Below are 15,903 nucleotides of genomic sequence, written 5' to 3'. Positions count from 1 at the left end.
GCTGGATCAGCGCGAACGGGTGACAGGTTCGAGAACCTGCAGCGCCAGGTTGCCCTTGTGGGAACCCATCTTGACCTTGAATGCCGGCATGCCGTTGGCACGCATGATCATGTCTTCCGGCATGTCCACCGGGATCACATCGCCCGGCTTCATGTTGAGGATGTCGCGCAACTTCAATTGGCGCCGCACCACGGTGGAACTCAGGGGCACGCTGACATCCAGCATGTCCTCGCGCAGGGCCTTGACCCAACGCTCGTCCTGGTCGCTGACGTCCGACTGGAAACCGGCATCGAGCATCTCGCGGATCGGCTCGATCATCGAATAGGGCATGGTCACGTGCAGATCGCCACCACCGCTGTCCAGCTCGATATGGAAGGTCGACACCACCACCACTTCGCTGGGGCTGACGATATTCGCCAGTGCCGGGTTGACCTCGGAGTTGAGGTACTCGAAGTTCACGTCGAGAATCGCATGCCAGGCTTCACGCAGGTCGACGAAAGCCTGGTCCAGCACCATGCGCACCACGCGCAGTTCGGTCGGCGTGAACTCGCGCCCCTCGATCTTGGCGTGCCGTCCATCGCCCCCGAAGAAGTTGTCCACCAGCTTGAACACCAGCTTGGCATCGAGGATGAACAGCGAGGTGCCGCGCAGCGGCTTCACCTTTACCAGGTTGAGGCTGGTCGGCACATAGAGCGAGTGGACGTACTCGCCGAACTTCATCAGTTGCACGCCACCCACCGAAACGTCGGCGGTACGCCGCAACAAGTTGAACATGCTGATGCGCGTGTAGCGGGCGAAGCGCTCGTTGATCATTTCCAGCGTGGGCATGCGCCCGCGCACGATGCGGTCCTGGCTGGTCAGGTCGTAGCTTTTGATACTGCCCGGTTCGGCGTCGTTCTCGGTGTCGACCAACCCGTCATCGACCCCATGCAGGAGCGCATCGATCTCGTCTTGCGACAGCAGGTCTTGAACAGCCATCTGCGGAGCCTTCTATATAAGCGTTATTGCAATACGAAATTGGTGAACAGCACTTGTTCCACCACGAGCTTGCCGGTCTCTTTCTGCGCCAGTTCCTGCACGCTGGCGGTGGCCTGCTGACGCAGGGCCTCCTTGCCATCCGGCGAGGCCAGAGTGGCGAAGTCCTGGCTGGAAAACAACATGACCAGGCGATTGCGCAGCAACGGCATATGTACTTTCAACTCATCCAGCGCCAACTGGTCACGCGACATCAACGACAGGGTGACCTGCATATAGCGCTGGCGCCCATTATGGTTGAAGTTGACGACAAAGGCAGGCGCCAGTTCCTGATAGATGGCCGGCTGGCGCACCGGAGCTGCCGCGACCGCCTCGGCCGGCGGCGCTTCGTCGCCCCCCTTGTTGAGGAACATCAGGGTGCCGCCAACGGAAAGGCCTATGGCCAGAACAAGTGCGACCACAATGATGATGATCAGCTTGCCTTTGCCCTTACCCGCCGCGCCATCCGCTTCGGCGCCAGGTATTCCGGGCGGTAACTCGTTCTTTGCCATGCCAATTATCCGTCGTTTCAAACACAGGGGCGCTCGCCCGGAAATACCGGAGCAACTGCTGTGCCAATACGGCGACAGCGCCGGAAGGTCGGCATCCTATGGTCTGTTGCCATTTCGTCGCAACGGAAAATGCACCGTATTGGAGGATCGAGCAGACACCGCTCGCGGGACAAAGGCGTTTCAGGCACGCAGACTCGCGCCTTCACGCATGTCTGCTCGGTGCATATCAGGCTTGTGAAGCCTGCATATACGGCTCGAGTCCTGTCCGCCAACGCGATCTCGCCGGACTGTGCCTTCATCACGAACGCGTTTTGCGAACCCGAAGTGACCCTGAGAAAAGCACAGCACGAGAGCAACACAACTCGTCGTTCCCGCGAAGGCGGGAACCCAGGTGCGCAGGGTCATGACCGACGAATTTCTTCCTACAGTCACCACCGAAGACGGCTGTGCGGATGCCAGGTGGCGGGACGGGGCCTTCGCCGCCAGGGATGGCGGCGAAGAGCTACAGGGATGTATTCACGCGTGCCCCGTCCGGCCACCTGGCATTCGCAAGGAGCACTGAACCAGAGGCCATGGCCTCACAGCCCGGGCAAAAAGATCAGGCACAGGCTCTCAGGCGTAATAATCCACCAGCCCACGACCACCGCCAGCACGGTCGGCACTGATCTCACTGACACCCAGAATCTGCTCGTCCTCGGCCGATGAAGTCGCCAGGGAACCACGCCCAGTGCCGGCCTGTTGCTGGTCGCGCGCCTGGGACTGGTCGGAGACATTCGCCTCCAGCAGGTTCATGCCCTGCTGGGAAAACATGTCGCGCAACCTCGGCATCTGCCCTTCCAGCGCATCGCGCACGACCGCATGCGGGCTCATGAAGGTGACCTGCGCCTGGTCCTTGTTCATGTCGATACGGACCTCCAGACGCCCCAGCTCAGCCGGGTCCAACTGGATTTCCGCCGACTTCAGGTTCTGGCTGGACAGCCACATCACGCGATCGACCACCGCATCGATACTGCCAGCCTGCTGGATCGCCACCGGCTGGCCCGGCACCACGACCGCGCGAGCGGCAGCGGCCTGGACGGCGGCATAAGGCGTATTGAGTACCGGACGCTCCTGGGCTTCCTGGCTCGCCGAGGACTCTTCGACGCGTTGAGACGCCAGCAGGTCGTTATCGCTGTCAGAAGGCGCTTCCTCGAAGACAGAGGAAAGCAGCTCGGGCAGTTCGTCCTGCTCGGCCTCGACTTCCGGCTCGTCGTTCACCTGAACCTGCACCTGCTGCGCCTGGGCCGCCATGGCGATGACCGGAACCTCCGGCGTCAGATCAAGCTCCGGCTCGACCGACAACGGCTGCGCCGTTTCAGGTGCCGGGGCCTGCTCGCCCAGCAGCGCCTGGCTGACCTGCAGTTCCGGCTCCACGTCGGTGACGTCTGGCTGTTCCACACTCAGCCCCACCGAGGGCAGCTCGACCGTTTCATCGAACGCAACCTGGTTGGCCACCGGCAATCCGAGGAAAGCCAGCGGATCGATGCTGTCCTCCGGCCCGGCCAGCTTTACCTCTTCGACAGGCAAGTCCTTGCCGCTTTCGGCAACGGCCGGCTGCTTGCCATCGTTCGCAGCCGCCTCCCTGGGACGATTAGTTTCGGGGGCCGAGCGCTCGCGAGGGGCGCTCGAACGTGCCTGGCGCTCCTGCGCGTAAACCTGGGAAAAGCGCGCAGAGTCCTGGCCCGCACTCTTTTCCGTGCTCTGCGAACGCTCGCTGGAGCGCGTCTCTGTCGTTCGGGTATTGAGCAGCAGGTCTGGTGAAACAGCCATGGTCATTCCATCCGGAGTCATCGGTTACAGGCATATAAGCAAGGTCCAGGCCAACCGGCGGCGCTGACGGGATCACTCTTGGCGAGGGCGGCTGGCCAGGCGCTGGGCGAACTCATCGAGCAGCTTCTGCTCGCGCTTGTCGGCAATCGCACGGGCTTCCTGCTGATAACGCTCCACCAGCCGGCTGAGCCCCTGCAACCGGGCGTTGCACTCGCGCCAGCGCTCGCGCAGCTTTTCGATATTGTCCCGATGCCAGCTCACCGAGCGCTGCTGCTGGCCGATGGCAGTCTCGAGCTGGGCGAGGAAATTCTGGTAATTGAGCATCCACTGCACGGAAACACCCTGGCGCCCCTGCTCGATATATTGCTGCTGGTAATCGCCGTTGTAGCGCTGCAGGTCGGCCAGTTGCGCCTCCACCTGCCGGAGCTGGCCCTGCGCTTGCCCGAGCATCCGCGCCGCCTCCTGCTCAGCACGCTCGGCCATCTCGATGACCGGCGCCAAGCGCGCCGCACGACGTGCCGGCAAGGATTACGCCCCCGGCGCCCGAGGTGCGAAGACCTGGCCAAGCAGCTCGGCGCTGTGGATCAGGTTATCGCTCTCGTCCAGCCCCTGGCGCAGGTAGCGCATCATGTCGGCCTGCCGGGCGATGGCCAGGTCGGTCTCGGCATCGCCACCCGCCACATAGGCGCCCACGCTGACCAGGTCACGGCTCTGCTGGTAGCGCGACCAGAGCTGCTTGAAGCGCTGCGCGTTGCGCACATGCTCGATGCCCACGACCTGGGGCATGACACGGCTGATCGAGGCCTCGATGTCGATGGCCGGGTAATGCCCCTCCTCCGCCAACCGGCGCGACAGCACGATATGCCCGTCCAGCACACCACGTGCCGCATCGGCGATGGGGTCCTGCTGGTCATCGCCCTCGGACAACACGGTATAGAACGCTGTGATGGAACCGCCCCCTGCCTCGGCATTACCCGCTCGCTCGACCAGGCTCGGCAGCTTGGCGAAGACCGAGGGCGGATAGCCCTTGGTCGCCGGCGGCTCGCCAATGGCCAGGGCGATCTCGCGCTGCGCCTGGGCGAAACGGGTCAGGGAATCCATCAGCAGCAGGACGTTCTTGCCCTGATCACGGAAATACTCGGCAATGCGCGTGCAGTACATGGCCGCACGCAGGCGCATCAGCGGTGCTTCATCCGCCGGGGATGCAACCACCACGGAGCGCTTGATGCTCTCTTCACCGAGGATGTTCTCGATGAACTCCTTGACCTCGCGCCCCCGCTCGCCGATCAGTCCGACGATGATGATGTCGGCCTCGGTGAAGCGCGTCATCATGCCCAGCAACACCGACTTACCGACACCGGTACCGGCGAACAGGCCCAGGCGCTGGCCTCGGCCGACGGTCAGCAGGCCGTTGATACTGCGGATACCGACATCCAGCGGCTCGCTGATCGGATGGCGCTTGAGCGGATTGATCTGCGGCCCGTCCATCGGCACCCAGTCATCGGCACGAACCGCACCCTTGCCATCGAGCGGTCGGCCGGCACCATCCAGCACACGCCCGAGCATGGCGGTGCCCATGGGCAAGCGCCCATTGTCGGACAAGGGTACGACCCGCGCGCCCGGTGCAATGCCATTGAGGCTGCCTACCGGCATCAGGAAGATCTTGCCGGCGGAAAAGCCCATGACCTCGGCCTCGACCTGGCAAGGCTGGTAGCTGTCGTCGTTGATCACCAGGCAGCGACTGCCAATGGCGGCGCGCAGCCCCTCGGCTTCCAGTGTCAGGCCGACCATGCGCAGCAAGCGCCCTTCCAGCACCGGCTGCCTGGGCAGCTCCAGCCCCTCGGCATAGCCTTCCAGGCGCCGGGCGAAACTGATCCGCTCAAGGCGCATCAGGCGACTCCAGGTCGATACTCACATCCGCCTCGGGTGGGTGAGCAGCGCTTTCACGCTCTCGCTCGTAGAGTTGCCGGATGACTTGCTCAAGGCGAGTCTCGACACTGGCGTCGATGCGACTCTGCTCGGTCTCGACACGGCAACCGCCCGGCAGCAGGCTGTCATCCTCGATAATCCGCCACTTTTCCTCATGGCGCTCGCGCAGTGATTTGATCGCTTCGAAATCCTGTGGATTGACGTGAATACGCACGTTCTGCGCGCCCATCGGCAGCAGCTTCAAGGCCCCATTGAGCACCTCGCGCAACTGGCTGGAGTCGCCACGCAACTCACGCTGGACCACCTCGCGCACCATATGCTCGATCACCTTGACCATGCCCTGCTCGAGCGCCTGGTCCTGCTCGGCGATCGGATCGAGCAGCTGCTCCATCACCTGTTCCAGGCTCGCCAGTTTTTTCTGCAGTGCGGCTTCGGCTTCCTGGCGCGCGCGCAACTGACCGGCATGAAAGCCATCCTTCTCGCCCGTGGCGAAGCCTTCGTTGTAGGCCTCCTGGCGGATCGCCTCCAACTCCTCGAGCGTCAAGGGTTTGACTTCCTCGATCGCGACTTCTTCGCTGTGCCCCTGCTCCTCGACCTCTTCAGCCGGCTGTACGTCTTCGGCTTCTGGCTCAGGGACCGGCGGTGCGTCGACATGCGGATCGAAACTCGGCAGCGCCCAGCGGTCGAAGAGGCTGACGTCCTCGGCGCGGATCACATCGCTCGGGTGATGTTCCTTGGCCATGGCGATCAGACCATTTCCTCGCCGCCCTTGCCGCCCAGCACGATTTCACCGGCATCCGCCATGCGCCGTGCCACCGCGAGAATCTCTTTCTGCGCCGCCTCGACTTCGCTGATACGCACCGGCCCCTTGGCTTCGAGGTCGTCGCGCAGCAGTTCGCCGGCACGTTTGGACATGTTCTTGAAGACCTTCTCCTTGATCGCCTCGTCGGCGCCCTTGAGAGCCACCACCAGTACCTCGGAGGACACCTCGCGCAGCAGCATCTGGATACCACGGTCGTCGATATCGGCCAGGTTGTCGAAGACGAACATCAGGTCTTCGATCTGGCTGGACAGATCCTCGTCGACATCGCGGATGGCGTCCATGAGCTGGCCTTCGATGGAGCTGTCCAGGTAGTTCATGATGTCGGCGGCACGTTTCACACCGCCCAGGCTGGTACGGCTGGTGTTGGTGCTGCCGGAGAACTGCTTCTCGAGAATCTGGTTGAGTTCCTTGAGCGCCGCGGGCTGCACGGTGTTGAGCGAGGAAACCCGCAGCACGATGTCCAGCCGCACCTTGTGATCGAAGTGCGACAGCACCTCGCCGGCCTGGTCCGGGTCCAGGTAAGCCACGACGATGGCCTGGATCTGCGGGTGTTCGTAGCGAATGACATCGGCCACCGCCCGCGCTTCCATCCATTTCAGGCTGTCCAGACCACTTGTGTTGCCGCCCAGCAGGATACGGTCGATGAGACCGCCAGCCTTGTCCTCGCCAAGTGCCTGGGTCAGCATCTTGCGGATATAGCCGTCCGAGCCGACGCCAAGGCTGGTCTGGTCGCCGACGATCTCGACGAACTCGCTCATGACCTGTTCGACCTGGTCGCGCTGGACGTTGCGCATCTGCGCCATCGCCGTACCGACCCGCTGCACTTCCTTGGGACCGAGGTGGCGCAGCACCTGCGCGGCATCCGCTTCGCCCAGGGAAAGCAACAGAATGGCGGCCTTGTCGACCTTGTTGAGTTTGGCTGGAACGCGCGTCTCATTCATCGGAATTGATCCACTCTCTGACTACCTGCGCCACACGGCCCGGATCTTCCGCCACCAACCCCTTGACGGCGTTGAGCTGCGCCTCGAAGCCCTCGCTGGGCCCAGGCAGCAGGATGCTTTGCGGGCCGTTCAGGCTCACGCGATCATCACTCAACGAAGCATCCAGGCGCCCCATGTCGCCCAGTTCGATATCGCCATCGGCCTCTTCCAGTTGCTTGCTCTTGCCGGCATTGGTCAGGTTGTTCAACACCGGACGCAACACACCGAAGACCAGCACCAGAATGAACAGGACGCCGAGGATCTGCTTGACCACATCCCAGAACCAGGGCTGTGAATAGAACGGAATGTCCAGGCCGGCATCGTCGAAGGTATCCGGGGCGAACGGCGCGTTGATCACGCTGACGCTGTCGCCACGGCTGGCATCGAAGCCCACGGCGTCCTGTACCAACCGCGTGAAACGCGCCAGGTCCTCGGCATTCCAGGCAGCACGAGTCGTTTCGCCAGAGGCGTTGACGGACACCTGGTCATCGACCACCACCGCCACTGACAAACGGCGCAGGCGTCCTTGCTGCTGGCGGGTATAGCTGATGGAGCGGTCCAGTTCGTAGTTGCGCGTGGCCTGCTCACGCTTGTCCGCCGGATACGGCGCCAGCATCGGCTGGCCGGTGGCGGGGTCCATGATCTGCTGTCCATTGACGTCCACCAGCGGCTGGCCCGGTGGTACCGCTGCCGTGCCGACGCCACCCTGGCCAGTCTGCTCCGGCGCGGTGGCCGCGCCAGGCGGCTGGTTGCTCAGGGCACCCGGCACGCCCTGCGGCGGCAGGCTGCTCTGGCGCTGCTCATTGATGCTCTGCTCGCTTCGCAACGCTGGCTGGTCCGGGTTGAAGGTCTCGGAGGTGGACTCGACCGCGCTGAAATCGACATCCGCCGAGACTTCCGCCTTGTAGCGCCCCGCGCCGAGGACCGGCTGCAGGATATTGTGTACCCGCTGGGTGTAGAGCCCTTCCATGCGACGGCTGTAGTCGAACTGTTTGCCGGCCACACTCAGTTCGGTCATGTTCTGCTGGTCGGAGAGCAGGTTGCCCTTCTGGTCGACCACGGTGATCTGGGACTTGCTCAGTTCAGGCACGCTGGTGGCAACCAGGTTGATGATCGCCATCACCTGGCTCGGCTCCAGCATCCGCCCCGGATACAGCTCGACCAGTACCGAGGCACTGGGCTTGCGCTCGTCGCGCACGAATACCGAGCTTTTCGGAATAGCCAGGTGCACCCGCGCCGCCTTGACGTTGTTCAGGCTGGCCACGGTACGCCCCAGTTCACCTTCGAGACCACGACGATAGCGGGTCGCCTCCATGAACTGGCTGGTTCCCAGGCCCTGGTCCTTGTCGAGGATTTCAAAGCCGATATTGCTGTCCGCCGGGCCGATACCCGCGCCAGCCAGTTGCAGCCTGGCACGCGCCAGGTCTTCGGACTTGACCAGGAGCGCGCCGGAATTCGGCTCGACGGTGTAGGAGATATTGGCTGCCGAGAGCGTCTCGACCACCTGGCTGGCGTCCATCCCGGCCAAACTGCCCAGCAAGGGACGGTAATCCGGCTGCTGCGACCAGAGCACCACGGCGAAGCCGACCGCCACGCTGGCAGCCAACCCGACCAACAGGCCGACCTGGCGCAACATGGACATGTCGGAGAGGTTTTCCAGCACGGAAAGACCGAACAACGGTTTCTTGGCTTCGCCCTCAGCCGGTACCGGGACGTTACTCACGCCATCAGCCATGATTCAACCCGCCTCAAACCGGCATCTGCATGATGTCTTGATAGGCCTGGACCACTTTATTGCGCACCTGGGTCAATGCCTGAAAGGAAACACTGGCTTTCTGCGAGGCGATCATCACATCGGTCAGGTCGACACCTCCCTGCCCCATTTCGAACGCCGACGCCAATTGATTGGAGGCCTGCTGGGTCTCATGCACCTTGTTCACCGCCTGGCCGAGCAGCTCGGAAAAGCTGGGCGCATTGGCCATCTCTGGCTCGGCGACCGGCTTGGCTTGCGCCATCGCCTCGGTCTGCATCGCGCGCATTTCCAGCATCAAACGATTGAATTGAACACCTTGAGTCATCATTCCTCCAACAGTCGCGGTTTTTTGACGCTTCGCGACAAGCAGAGTCTGAATAGCAACAAGGGTGCCAGAATTCCACATTTGCGCACCGGTACCCGGCAGGACCGGCAAAAACTGTAATGCCTTTTACAACAATGGCTGTATCAGGACAGCACGACAGCCAGGACATAAGCTGACGCGCTTCGCACAGACAGGCACCCGGACAATGCGTGTATTCACCCGTTTCCTGAGCGACAGCGCTCCTTCCAGCGTGGTCGCCGGCTTCATCGCCATGCTGACCGGCTATACCAGCTCGCTGATCCTGATGTTCCAGGCCGGCCAGGCCGCCGGCCTCAGCAGCCAGGAAATCTCGTCCTGGATATGGGCACTGTCGATCGGCATGGCGTTCTGCAGCATCTTCCTGTCATTGCGCTACCGGGCGCCGGTCGTCATCGCCTGGTCCACCCCAGGCGCCGCCCTGCTGATCGGCAGCCTGCCAGGCGTTCCCTACGCCGAGGCGATTGGTGCCTTTATCTTTTCTTCGGTGCTGATCGCCCTGTGCGGGCTGACCGGCAGTTTCGACCGTCTGATGCGCCGGGTTCCCGCATCCCTGGCTGCGGCACTGCTGGCCGGCGTGCTGTTCAATATCGGCAGCGAAATCTTCCGTGCCGCGGAAATCCAGCCGCTGCTGGTCCTGTCCATGTTCTTCAGCTATCTATTAGGCAAGCGGCTGCTACCGCGCTATGCCGTACTGGTCGCCCTGCTGGTCGGCTGCCTGGTCGCCGGGATTTCCGGCCTGCTGGACTTCGAGCACTTCGCCCTGGAAGTGGCCGTTCCGGTCTGGACCACTCCGTCCTTCTCATTCGCAGCCCTGTTCAGCATCGGCATTCCGCTGTTCGTCATCGCCATGGCGTCGCAGAACATGCCTGGGCTGGCCGTTCTGCGCGCCGAAGGCTACCAGACGCCCGCCTCACCGCTGATTTCCTGCACGGGTATCGTTTCCGCGTTGACCGCGCCCTTCGGCTCCCACGGCATCCATCTGGCGGCCATCACCATGGCGATCTGCGCCGGGCCGGAAGCCCATGCACAAAAGGAAAAGCGCTACAGCGCGGCAGTCTGGTGCGGGGTGTTCTACGGCATCGCCGGTATCTTCGGCGCGACATTGGCGGCATTGTTCGCCGCCTTCCCCAGCGCCCTGGTGCTGTCCATCGCGGCACTGGCGCTGCTCGGCTCCATCGGCAACGGCCTGACCCAGGCCATGCTGCAACCCCAGGAGCGGGAGGCGGCACTCGTCACCTTCATGGTCACAGCGTCGGGACTGAGCCTTCTGGGTATCGGCTCGGCTTTATGGGGGCTGGTGGCAGGCGTGCTAACGCTGCTGATATTGCGACGCTGAGAGCCGGAAGTGATCGGCGTGCCGGGCGGGAGCAATATCCTGCCCGGTTTTCTCCTGCAGCACCCAGCGTCAGGCTTGTGGCTGTAGCGTTTCGACAATCGCCGCCAACGCCTGGGCCGGGTCTGCGGCTTGACTGATCGGGCGACCGATGACCAGGTAATCGGAACCCGCCGCCAGCGCCTGGGCCGGCGTGAGAATCCGCCGCTGGTCGTCCTGCGCACTCCCCGCCGGACGAATCCCCGGCGTGACCAGTTGCAGCGAGGCATAACGCTGCTTGAGCTCTACGGCTTCCTGGGCAGAACAGACCAGACCATCCAGCCCAGCCTGCTGCGCCAACCCGGCCAGGCGCAGCACCTGCTCCCGAGGCTCCATGTCCAGCCCCAGACCCGCCAGGTCATCGCGTTCCATACTGGTCAGCACCGTGACACCGATCAGCAGCGGCTTTGCGCCCTCCACCTGCTCAAGGACTTCACGGCAAGCCGCCATCATGCGCAAGCCACCGGAGCAATGCACATTGACCATCCACACGCCCAGCTCCGCCGCGGCCTTGACCGCCATGGCCGTGGTGTTGGGAATGTCATGGAACTTGAGGTCCAGGAACACCTCGAACCCCCGCCCACGCAGCGTCTCGACAATGACCGGCCCGCTGCGGGTGAACAGCTCCTTGCCCACCTTGACCCGGCACAGGCGCGGATCGAGCTGTTCCGCCAGCGCCAGCGCGGCATCTGCGGAAGGGAAGTCCAGGGCAACGATAATCGGCGTAGTGCAACTCATGGCGGGGCCTCTATGAAAATTCGCCGCGCATTGTCGCAGAAAACCGCTGCTGCGGACGATCACGCGAACCGCTCGCGGTGGTCACGGCACTTACCCGACGCGTAAGCTGTCCAGAACAGACAAGACTATAAAAGGAGGCACGCACATGCCCTGGTATGTATGGCTGGTCATGTTCATCGTTCTTGGCTCCATCGTCGGCAGCCTGCTGATGTTGCGCTCGGGCGCCAGGAAGATCCCCCTCACCCCGGAACAGAAACAGCGCATCGCCCAGCGCAATGCCGAGGCGGACGCAGAAGACGCTCGCAACCGCTGACGGCACTCCCGGTGAGCCTGCCACCCGCAGGCTCACCGGGCAGGCACACCTCTCCCGCAACACGCTGATGAAATCAACCTTTTACAATCATTCTCATTAAGATTAATATCGCCGCCATCCACAGGTCCGACGAGTATTCTCATGTACGTCTGTCTTTGCCAGGGTGTCACCGATGGGCACATACGCGATGCCATCTACGAAGGCTGCTGCAGCTATCGTGAAGTCCGTGTAGCCACCGGCGTTGCATCGCAGTGCGGAAAATGCGCCTGTGTCGCCAAGCAGATCGTCCGCGAAACCATCAGCGACCTGCAGAATGCGCAATCATCCTCATCCTGTACCGCCAGCTTCTACCCCGCCTGAAAAATATTTTCCAACGAACCGGACGCTGTCCGGTTTTTTTATGCCCGGAAAATCAACACGTTACCCGGAAGAGCCTGAAAACAAACATTTCTCGTTCACTTTAAACGTTTAAATTCAATGACTTAGGTTTGACAGCCCGAAGTCCTGTGGCCAGAATTCGCCCATCGAAGAACCTTCCCAGGCAGGGCAATGACATGAAAGGCGACAAACTGGTTATCCAGCATCTGAACAGAGTCCTAGGCAATGAGCTGATTGCGATCAACCAGTATTTCCTGCATGCCCGCATGTACGAGGACTGGGGCCTGGAGAAGATCGGCAAGGTCGAATACAAGGAATCGATCCGCGAGATGAAGAACGCGGACAAGCTGATCAAGCGGATTCTGTTCCTCGAAGGCCTGCCCAACCTGCAAGAGCTGGGCAAGCTGCTGATCGGCGAGAACACCCGGGAAATGCTCGACTGCGACCTCAAGCTGGCCCACAAGTCGCACGCCGACCTGAAGATCGCCATCGCCCAGACCGAAACCAGCGGCGACTACGCCAGCCGTGAACTGCTGGAAGACATCCTCGAGTCCGAGGAAGAGCACATCGACTGGCTGGAAACCCAGTTCGGCCTGCTCGACAAGGTCGGCTCCGAGAACTACCTGCAGTCGCAGATCGAAGACTGATAGCCTGCAACGAAAACGGCCCGCTCCCCAATCGGGGGGCGGGCCGTTTTCATGTGTATCCATCGCAATGACCGACGCCAATGCGCCGGTCATCAGGCGCTTCAGGCCTCGCTGTTGCCTGCGGCAGCCTTGACCAGTTGTTGCAGCTCACCCTTCTCGAACAGTTCGAGGATGATGTCGCTGCCGCCGACCAGCTCGCCACTGACCCAGAGCTGCGGGAACGTCGGCCAGTTGGCGTAGACCGGCAGGTTGGCGCGGATTTCGGGATTCTGCAGGATATCGACGAAGGCGAATTTCTCGCCGCAACCCATCAGCGCCTGGCTGGCCCGGGCGGAGAAACCGCACTGCGGGGCGTTGGGCGAGCCTTTCATATAAAGCAGGATCGGGTTCTTGGCGATCTGATCTTTGATGGTATCGATAATATCCACGATGTACCTCGGCTAGACACGTTATGCGGCGCATTGTAGCGCAAAGCGACAGGCAAGGCCGAGTGCCAGGCTGGGATTTATCCAGCCTGGTGCACCATCCTGGCGCCATATAGCCGAATTTGCGCCCTTCGACGCTTTCTGGATAAGATCGCGCCTTTCCCCGTTTCGTCGCCCTCCCGGAATGCGACCTCTGTCGCCGGGATTCGTGTTCCCAGAAGGAGCCGCCCAGACAACGGAAACAGGCAATTTAAAGGTATCGATATGAGCGTAAGGCATTTTCTCTCACTGATGGATTGCACGCCCCAGGAGCTGTCCGGCCTGGTCCGTCGCGGCATCGAGCTGAAGGATCTGCGTAAGCGCGGCGTACCCTTCGAGCCCTTGAAGAACCGCGTCCTGGGCATGATTTTCGAGAAAGCCTCGACCCGCACCCGCCTGTCCTTCGAAGCCGGCATGATCCAGTTGGGCGGCCAGGCGATCTTCCTCTCGCCACGCGATACCCAGCTCGGCCGTGGCGAACCGATCGGCGACTCGGCCATCGTCATGTCGCGCATGCTCGATGCGGTGATGATCCGCACCTTCGCCCACTCGACCCTGACCGAATTCGCCGCGCATTCGAGCGTCCCGCTGATCAACGGCCTGTCCGATGACCTGCACCCCTGCCAGGTACTGGCCGACATGCAGACCTTCCAGGAACATCGTGGCAGCATCGCCGGCAAGACCGTCGCCTGGATCGGCGATGGCAACAACATGTGCAACACCTATATGGAAGCCGCCACCCAGTTCGATTTCCAATTGCGCATCGCCTGCCCACAAGGCTACGAGCCGGATGCCGAACTGCTGGCCCGCAGTGCCGGTCGCGTGACGCTGCTGCGCGACCCTCGCGAAGCGGTTGCCGGAGCGCACCTGGTCAGCACCGACGTCTGGGCCTCCATGGGCCAGGAAGACGAAGCAGCCGACCGACTCGAACTGTTCCGTCCCTATCAGGTGGACCGTGCCCTGCTCGACGCCGCAGCCGACGACGTGGTCTTCATGCACTGCCTGCCTGCGCACCGGGGCGAGGAAATCAGCCATGACCTGCTGGACGACCCACGCTCCCTCGCCTGGGACCAGGCGGAGAACCGCCTGCACGCACAGAAGGCCCTGCTCGAATTCCTGATCCTGCCGAACAGCCGCCCATGAGCGATGCCGCACCGCTGCTGGACCTGCGCAACCTGGCCTGCGGTTACGGCGGCCAACGTATCGTCGAGGGGCTGAACCTGCAGCTCGAACGCGGCGACATCGGTTGCCTGCTCGGCCCCTCCGGTTGCGGCAAGACCACCACCCTGCGCGCCATCGCCGGCTTCGAGCCGGTGCATGAGGGCGAGATCGTCCTCGCCGACCGCACCATTTCCAGCGCCGGATACACCCTCGCGACGGAAAAGCGCCACATCGGCATGGTCTTCCAGGACTACGCACTGTTCCCGCACCTGACCGTCGCCGAGAATGTCGCCTTCGGCATTCGCAAACACCCCGAGGCCAAGCGAATCGTCGAGGAAATGCTGGCGCTGGTACACCTGTCGGCACTGCACAAACGCTATCCCCACGAGCTGTCCGGCGGCCAGCAGCAGCGTGTCGCACTGGCCCGCGCACTGGCGCCCGAACCTGAACTGCTGCTGCTCGACGAGCCTTTCTCCAACCTCGACGTGGAACTGCGCCGGCGCCTGAGCCATGAGGTGCGGGAGATTCTGAAATCCCGGGGCACCAGCGCCATCCTGGTCACCCACGACCAGGAAGAAGCCTTCGCCGTCAGCGACAAGGTCGGCGTCTTCAAGGACGGCCACCTGCAACAGTGGGATACGCCTTTCAACCTCTACCATGAACCGCAGACGCCTTTCGTCGCCAGCTTCATCGGCCAGGGCTATTTCATTCGCGGGCAGTCCCTCGTCGCGCAGGGCGTGCAGACCGAGCTGGGCGACATTCGCGGACAGCGCACCTGCATCGGCTCATGCGATGCCCCGGACGGCAGCCCCGTGGACGTGCTGCTGCGCCCGGACGATATCGTCCCGGCCGCCGAGAGTCCCTTGCGCGCACGGGTCGTCGGCAAGACCTTCCAGGGCGCCTCGACCCTCTACCGACTGGAGCTGCCGACCGGCACCCAACTGGAAGGCCTGTTCCCCAGCCATGCCGACCATATGCTGGGCCAGGAGGTCGGTATCGCCATCGCCGCCGATCATCTGGTGGTGTTCCCCGCCCAGGGCAGCATCGCCACCCACGAGAATATCAACGGCGTACGCCGCTATAGCGATAGCTGAAGGCGCGCTTTTGCCCCCTCTCCCGCCTGCGGGAGAGGGCTGGGGAGAGGGGAAAAAGCGTCATGGCCGTGCAGCTTTGCCTCGGCGCTCGGCAAAGAACTCGCGCAACAGGTTCCCGCACGCATCCATCAACACCCCGCCCTCGACCTGCACCCGGTGGTTGAGCCAGGGCTGCTCGAAGAAGCGCCCCTGGCTGAGCACCGCACCTGCCCGTGGCTCGGGCGTGCCGTAGACAACACGCTCGATGCGCGAGTGCACGATCAGCCCGGCGCACATGCTGCACGGCTCCAGGGTGACGTAGAGCGTCGTACCCGGCAGGCGGTAGTTCTGCTGGGCCTGGGCCGCCGCACGGATGGCGACCATTTCGGCATGGGCGCTCGGGTCATGGCTGGAGATCGGCTGATTGAAGCCGCTGCCGATCACCTCGCCGTCGCGCACCAGCACGGCCCCCACGGGCACTTCGCCCAATTGCGCGCCCTGGCGAGCCAGCTGCAACGCTTCGTGCATGAAGTGCTCGTCCCGGCTGCGGTCGATTACACGCAGTATTTTCAT

Annotated in this window: 17 protein-coding genes and 1 pseudogene; 6 read left to right on the top strand and 12 right to left on the bottom strand. The window is 62.8% G+C overall.

Translation table 11 applies throughout. The features are described from left to right. Window positions 1-6: 6 nt before the first annotated feature. The 9 genes and pseudogenes from fliM to fliE all read right to left on the bottom strand — a co-directional run bounded on the left by fliM (window position 7) and on the right by fliE (window position 9,145). A complete protein-coding gene (gene fliM, locus HW090_RS15145) occupies window positions 7-978 on the bottom strand; it encodes a flagellar motor switch protein FliM (protein WP_179114298.1) in 972 nt (323 codons plus the stop codon). Between the two features lie 23 nt (window positions 979-1,001). Beyond that, the gene (fliL, locus tag HW090_RS15140) at window positions 1,002-1,526 is read right to left on the bottom strand and encodes a flagellar basal body-associated protein FliL (RefSeq protein ID WP_179114297.1); all 525 of its coding nucleotides are present in this window, start codon (window positions 1,524-1,526) and stop codon (window positions 1,002-1,004) included. A gap of 747 nt (window positions 1,527-2,273) precedes the next feature. Then, window positions 2,274-2,576 (bottom strand): annotated as a pseudogene (locus HW090_RS18190) (flagellar hook-length control protein FliK); the annotation flags it as partial. Between the two features lie 831 nt (window positions 2,577-3,407). Continuing rightward, a complete protein-coding gene (fliJ, locus tag HW090_RS15130; RefSeq protein WP_179114295.1) occupies window positions 3,408-3,860 on the bottom strand; it encodes a flagellar export protein FliJ in 453 nt (150 codons plus the stop codon). A gap of 3 nt (window positions 3,861-3,863) precedes the next feature. Then, complete coding sequence (gene fliI, locus HW090_RS15125) at window positions 3,864-5,225, bottom strand: flagellar protein export ATPase FliI (RefSeq protein WP_179114294.1); 1,362 nt, start codon at window positions 5,223-5,225, stop codon at window positions 3,864-3,866. Beyond that, complete coding sequence (gene fliH / locus HW090_RS15120; RefSeq protein WP_179114293.1) at window positions 5,215-6,006, bottom strand: flagellar assembly protein FliH; 792 nt, start codon at window positions 6,004-6,006, stop codon at window positions 5,215-5,217. Before fliH ends, fliI begins: the two co-directional genes overlap by 11 nt. A 5-nt stretch (window positions 6,007-6,011) precedes the next feature. Beyond that, a complete protein-coding gene (fliG, locus tag HW090_RS15115) occupies window positions 6,012-7,028 on the bottom strand; it encodes a flagellar motor switch protein FliG (protein ID WP_179114292.1) in 1,017 nt (338 codons plus the stop codon). Further along, the gene (gene fliF / locus HW090_RS15110; protein ID WP_179114291.1) at window positions 7,021-8,802 is read right to left on the bottom strand and encodes a flagellar basal-body MS-ring/collar protein FliF; all 1,782 of its coding nucleotides are present in this window, start codon (window positions 8,800-8,802) and stop codon (window positions 7,021-7,023) included. Before fliF ends, fliG begins: the two co-directional genes overlap by 8 nt. Window positions 8,803-8,815: 13 nt before the next feature. Then, on the bottom strand, window positions 8,816-9,145 hold the full coding sequence (gene fliE / locus HW090_RS15105) for a flagellar hook-basal body complex protein FliE (RefSeq protein WP_179114932.1): 330 nt from the start codon (window positions 9,143-9,145) through the stop codon (window positions 8,816-8,818). Between the two features lie 205 nt (window positions 9,146-9,350). Between fliE and HW090_RS15100 the strand changes: the two genes are divergently transcribed. Next, window positions 9,351-10,520: a benzoate/H(+) symporter BenE family transporter gene (locus HW090_RS15100; RefSeq protein WP_179114290.1), complete on the top strand. Its 1,170-nt coding sequence runs from the start codon at window positions 9,351-9,353 to the stop codon at window positions 10,518-10,520. Window positions 10,521-10,589: 69 nt separating this feature from the next. On the opposite strand, the gene pyrF is transcribed toward HW090_RS15100, so the two are convergent. Beyond that, on the bottom strand, window positions 10,590-11,294 hold the full coding sequence (gene pyrF, locus HW090_RS15095) for an orotidine-5'-phosphate decarboxylase (RefSeq protein WP_179114289.1): 705 nt from the start codon (window positions 11,292-11,294) through the stop codon (window positions 10,590-10,592). Between the two features lie 145 nt (window positions 11,295-11,439). On the opposite strand from pyrF, the gene HW090_RS15090 reads away from it, so the two are divergent. The 3 genes from HW090_RS15090 (at window position 11,440) to bfr (ending at window position 12,632) form a co-directional block, all read left to right on the top strand. Then, entirely contained in the window at window positions 11,440-11,607 is a 168-nt protein-coding gene (locus HW090_RS15090; RefSeq protein WP_179114288.1) for a DUF2897 family protein, read from the top strand. Between the two features lie 141 nt (window positions 11,608-11,748). After that, window positions 11,749-11,967 (top strand): bacterioferritin-associated ferredoxin, encoded by a 219-nt coding sequence (locus HW090_RS15085; protein WP_179114287.1) that lies wholly within the window; start codon window positions 11,749-11,751, stop codon window positions 11,965-11,967. A 194-nt stretch (window positions 11,968-12,161) separates the two neighbouring features. Then, entirely contained in the window at window positions 12,162-12,632 is a 471-nt protein-coding gene (gene bfr / locus HW090_RS15080; protein ID WP_179114286.1) for a bacterioferritin, read from the top strand. A 101-nt stretch (window positions 12,633-12,733) separates the two neighbouring features. On the opposite strand, the gene grxD is transcribed toward bfr, so the two are convergent. Continuing rightward, window positions 12,734-13,060 carry a Grx4 family monothiol glutaredoxin gene (grxD, locus tag HW090_RS15075; protein WP_179114285.1) on the bottom strand — a complete coding sequence of 109 codons (327 nt, stop codon included), beginning with the start codon at window positions 13,058-13,060 and terminating at the stop codon, window positions 12,734-12,736. A 261-nt stretch (window positions 13,061-13,321) separates the two neighbouring features. On the opposite strand from grxD, the gene argF reads away from it, so the two are divergent. Then, window positions 13,322-14,239, top strand: a complete 918-nt coding sequence (argF, locus tag HW090_RS15070; RefSeq protein ID WP_179114284.1) for an ornithine carbamoyltransferase — start codon at window positions 13,322-13,324, stop codon at window positions 14,237-14,239. Further along, a complete protein-coding gene (locus HW090_RS15065; RefSeq protein ID WP_179114283.1) occupies window positions 14,236-15,351 on the top strand; it encodes an ABC transporter ATP-binding protein in 1,116 nt (371 codons plus the stop codon). Before argF ends, HW090_RS15065 begins: the two co-directional genes overlap by 4 nt. A 60-nt stretch (window positions 15,352-15,411) precedes the next feature. Here the strand turns inward: HW090_RS15065 and tadA are convergent, their stop codons facing one another. After that, window positions 15,412-15,903, bottom strand: coding sequence for a tRNA adenosine(34) deaminase TadA (gene tadA, locus HW090_RS15060; protein ID WP_179114282.1), 492 nt, complete (start codon window positions 15,901-15,903; stop codon window positions 15,412-15,414).

The organism is Pseudomonas sp. ABC1 (genome assembly GCF_013395055.1).
Classification (GTDB): Bacteria; Pseudomonadota; Gammaproteobacteria; order Pseudomonadales; family Pseudomonadaceae; genus Stutzerimonas.
The sequence above is the reverse complement of the archived record's forward strand: the minus strand, read 5'-3'. Positions and strand labels throughout refer to the sequence as shown.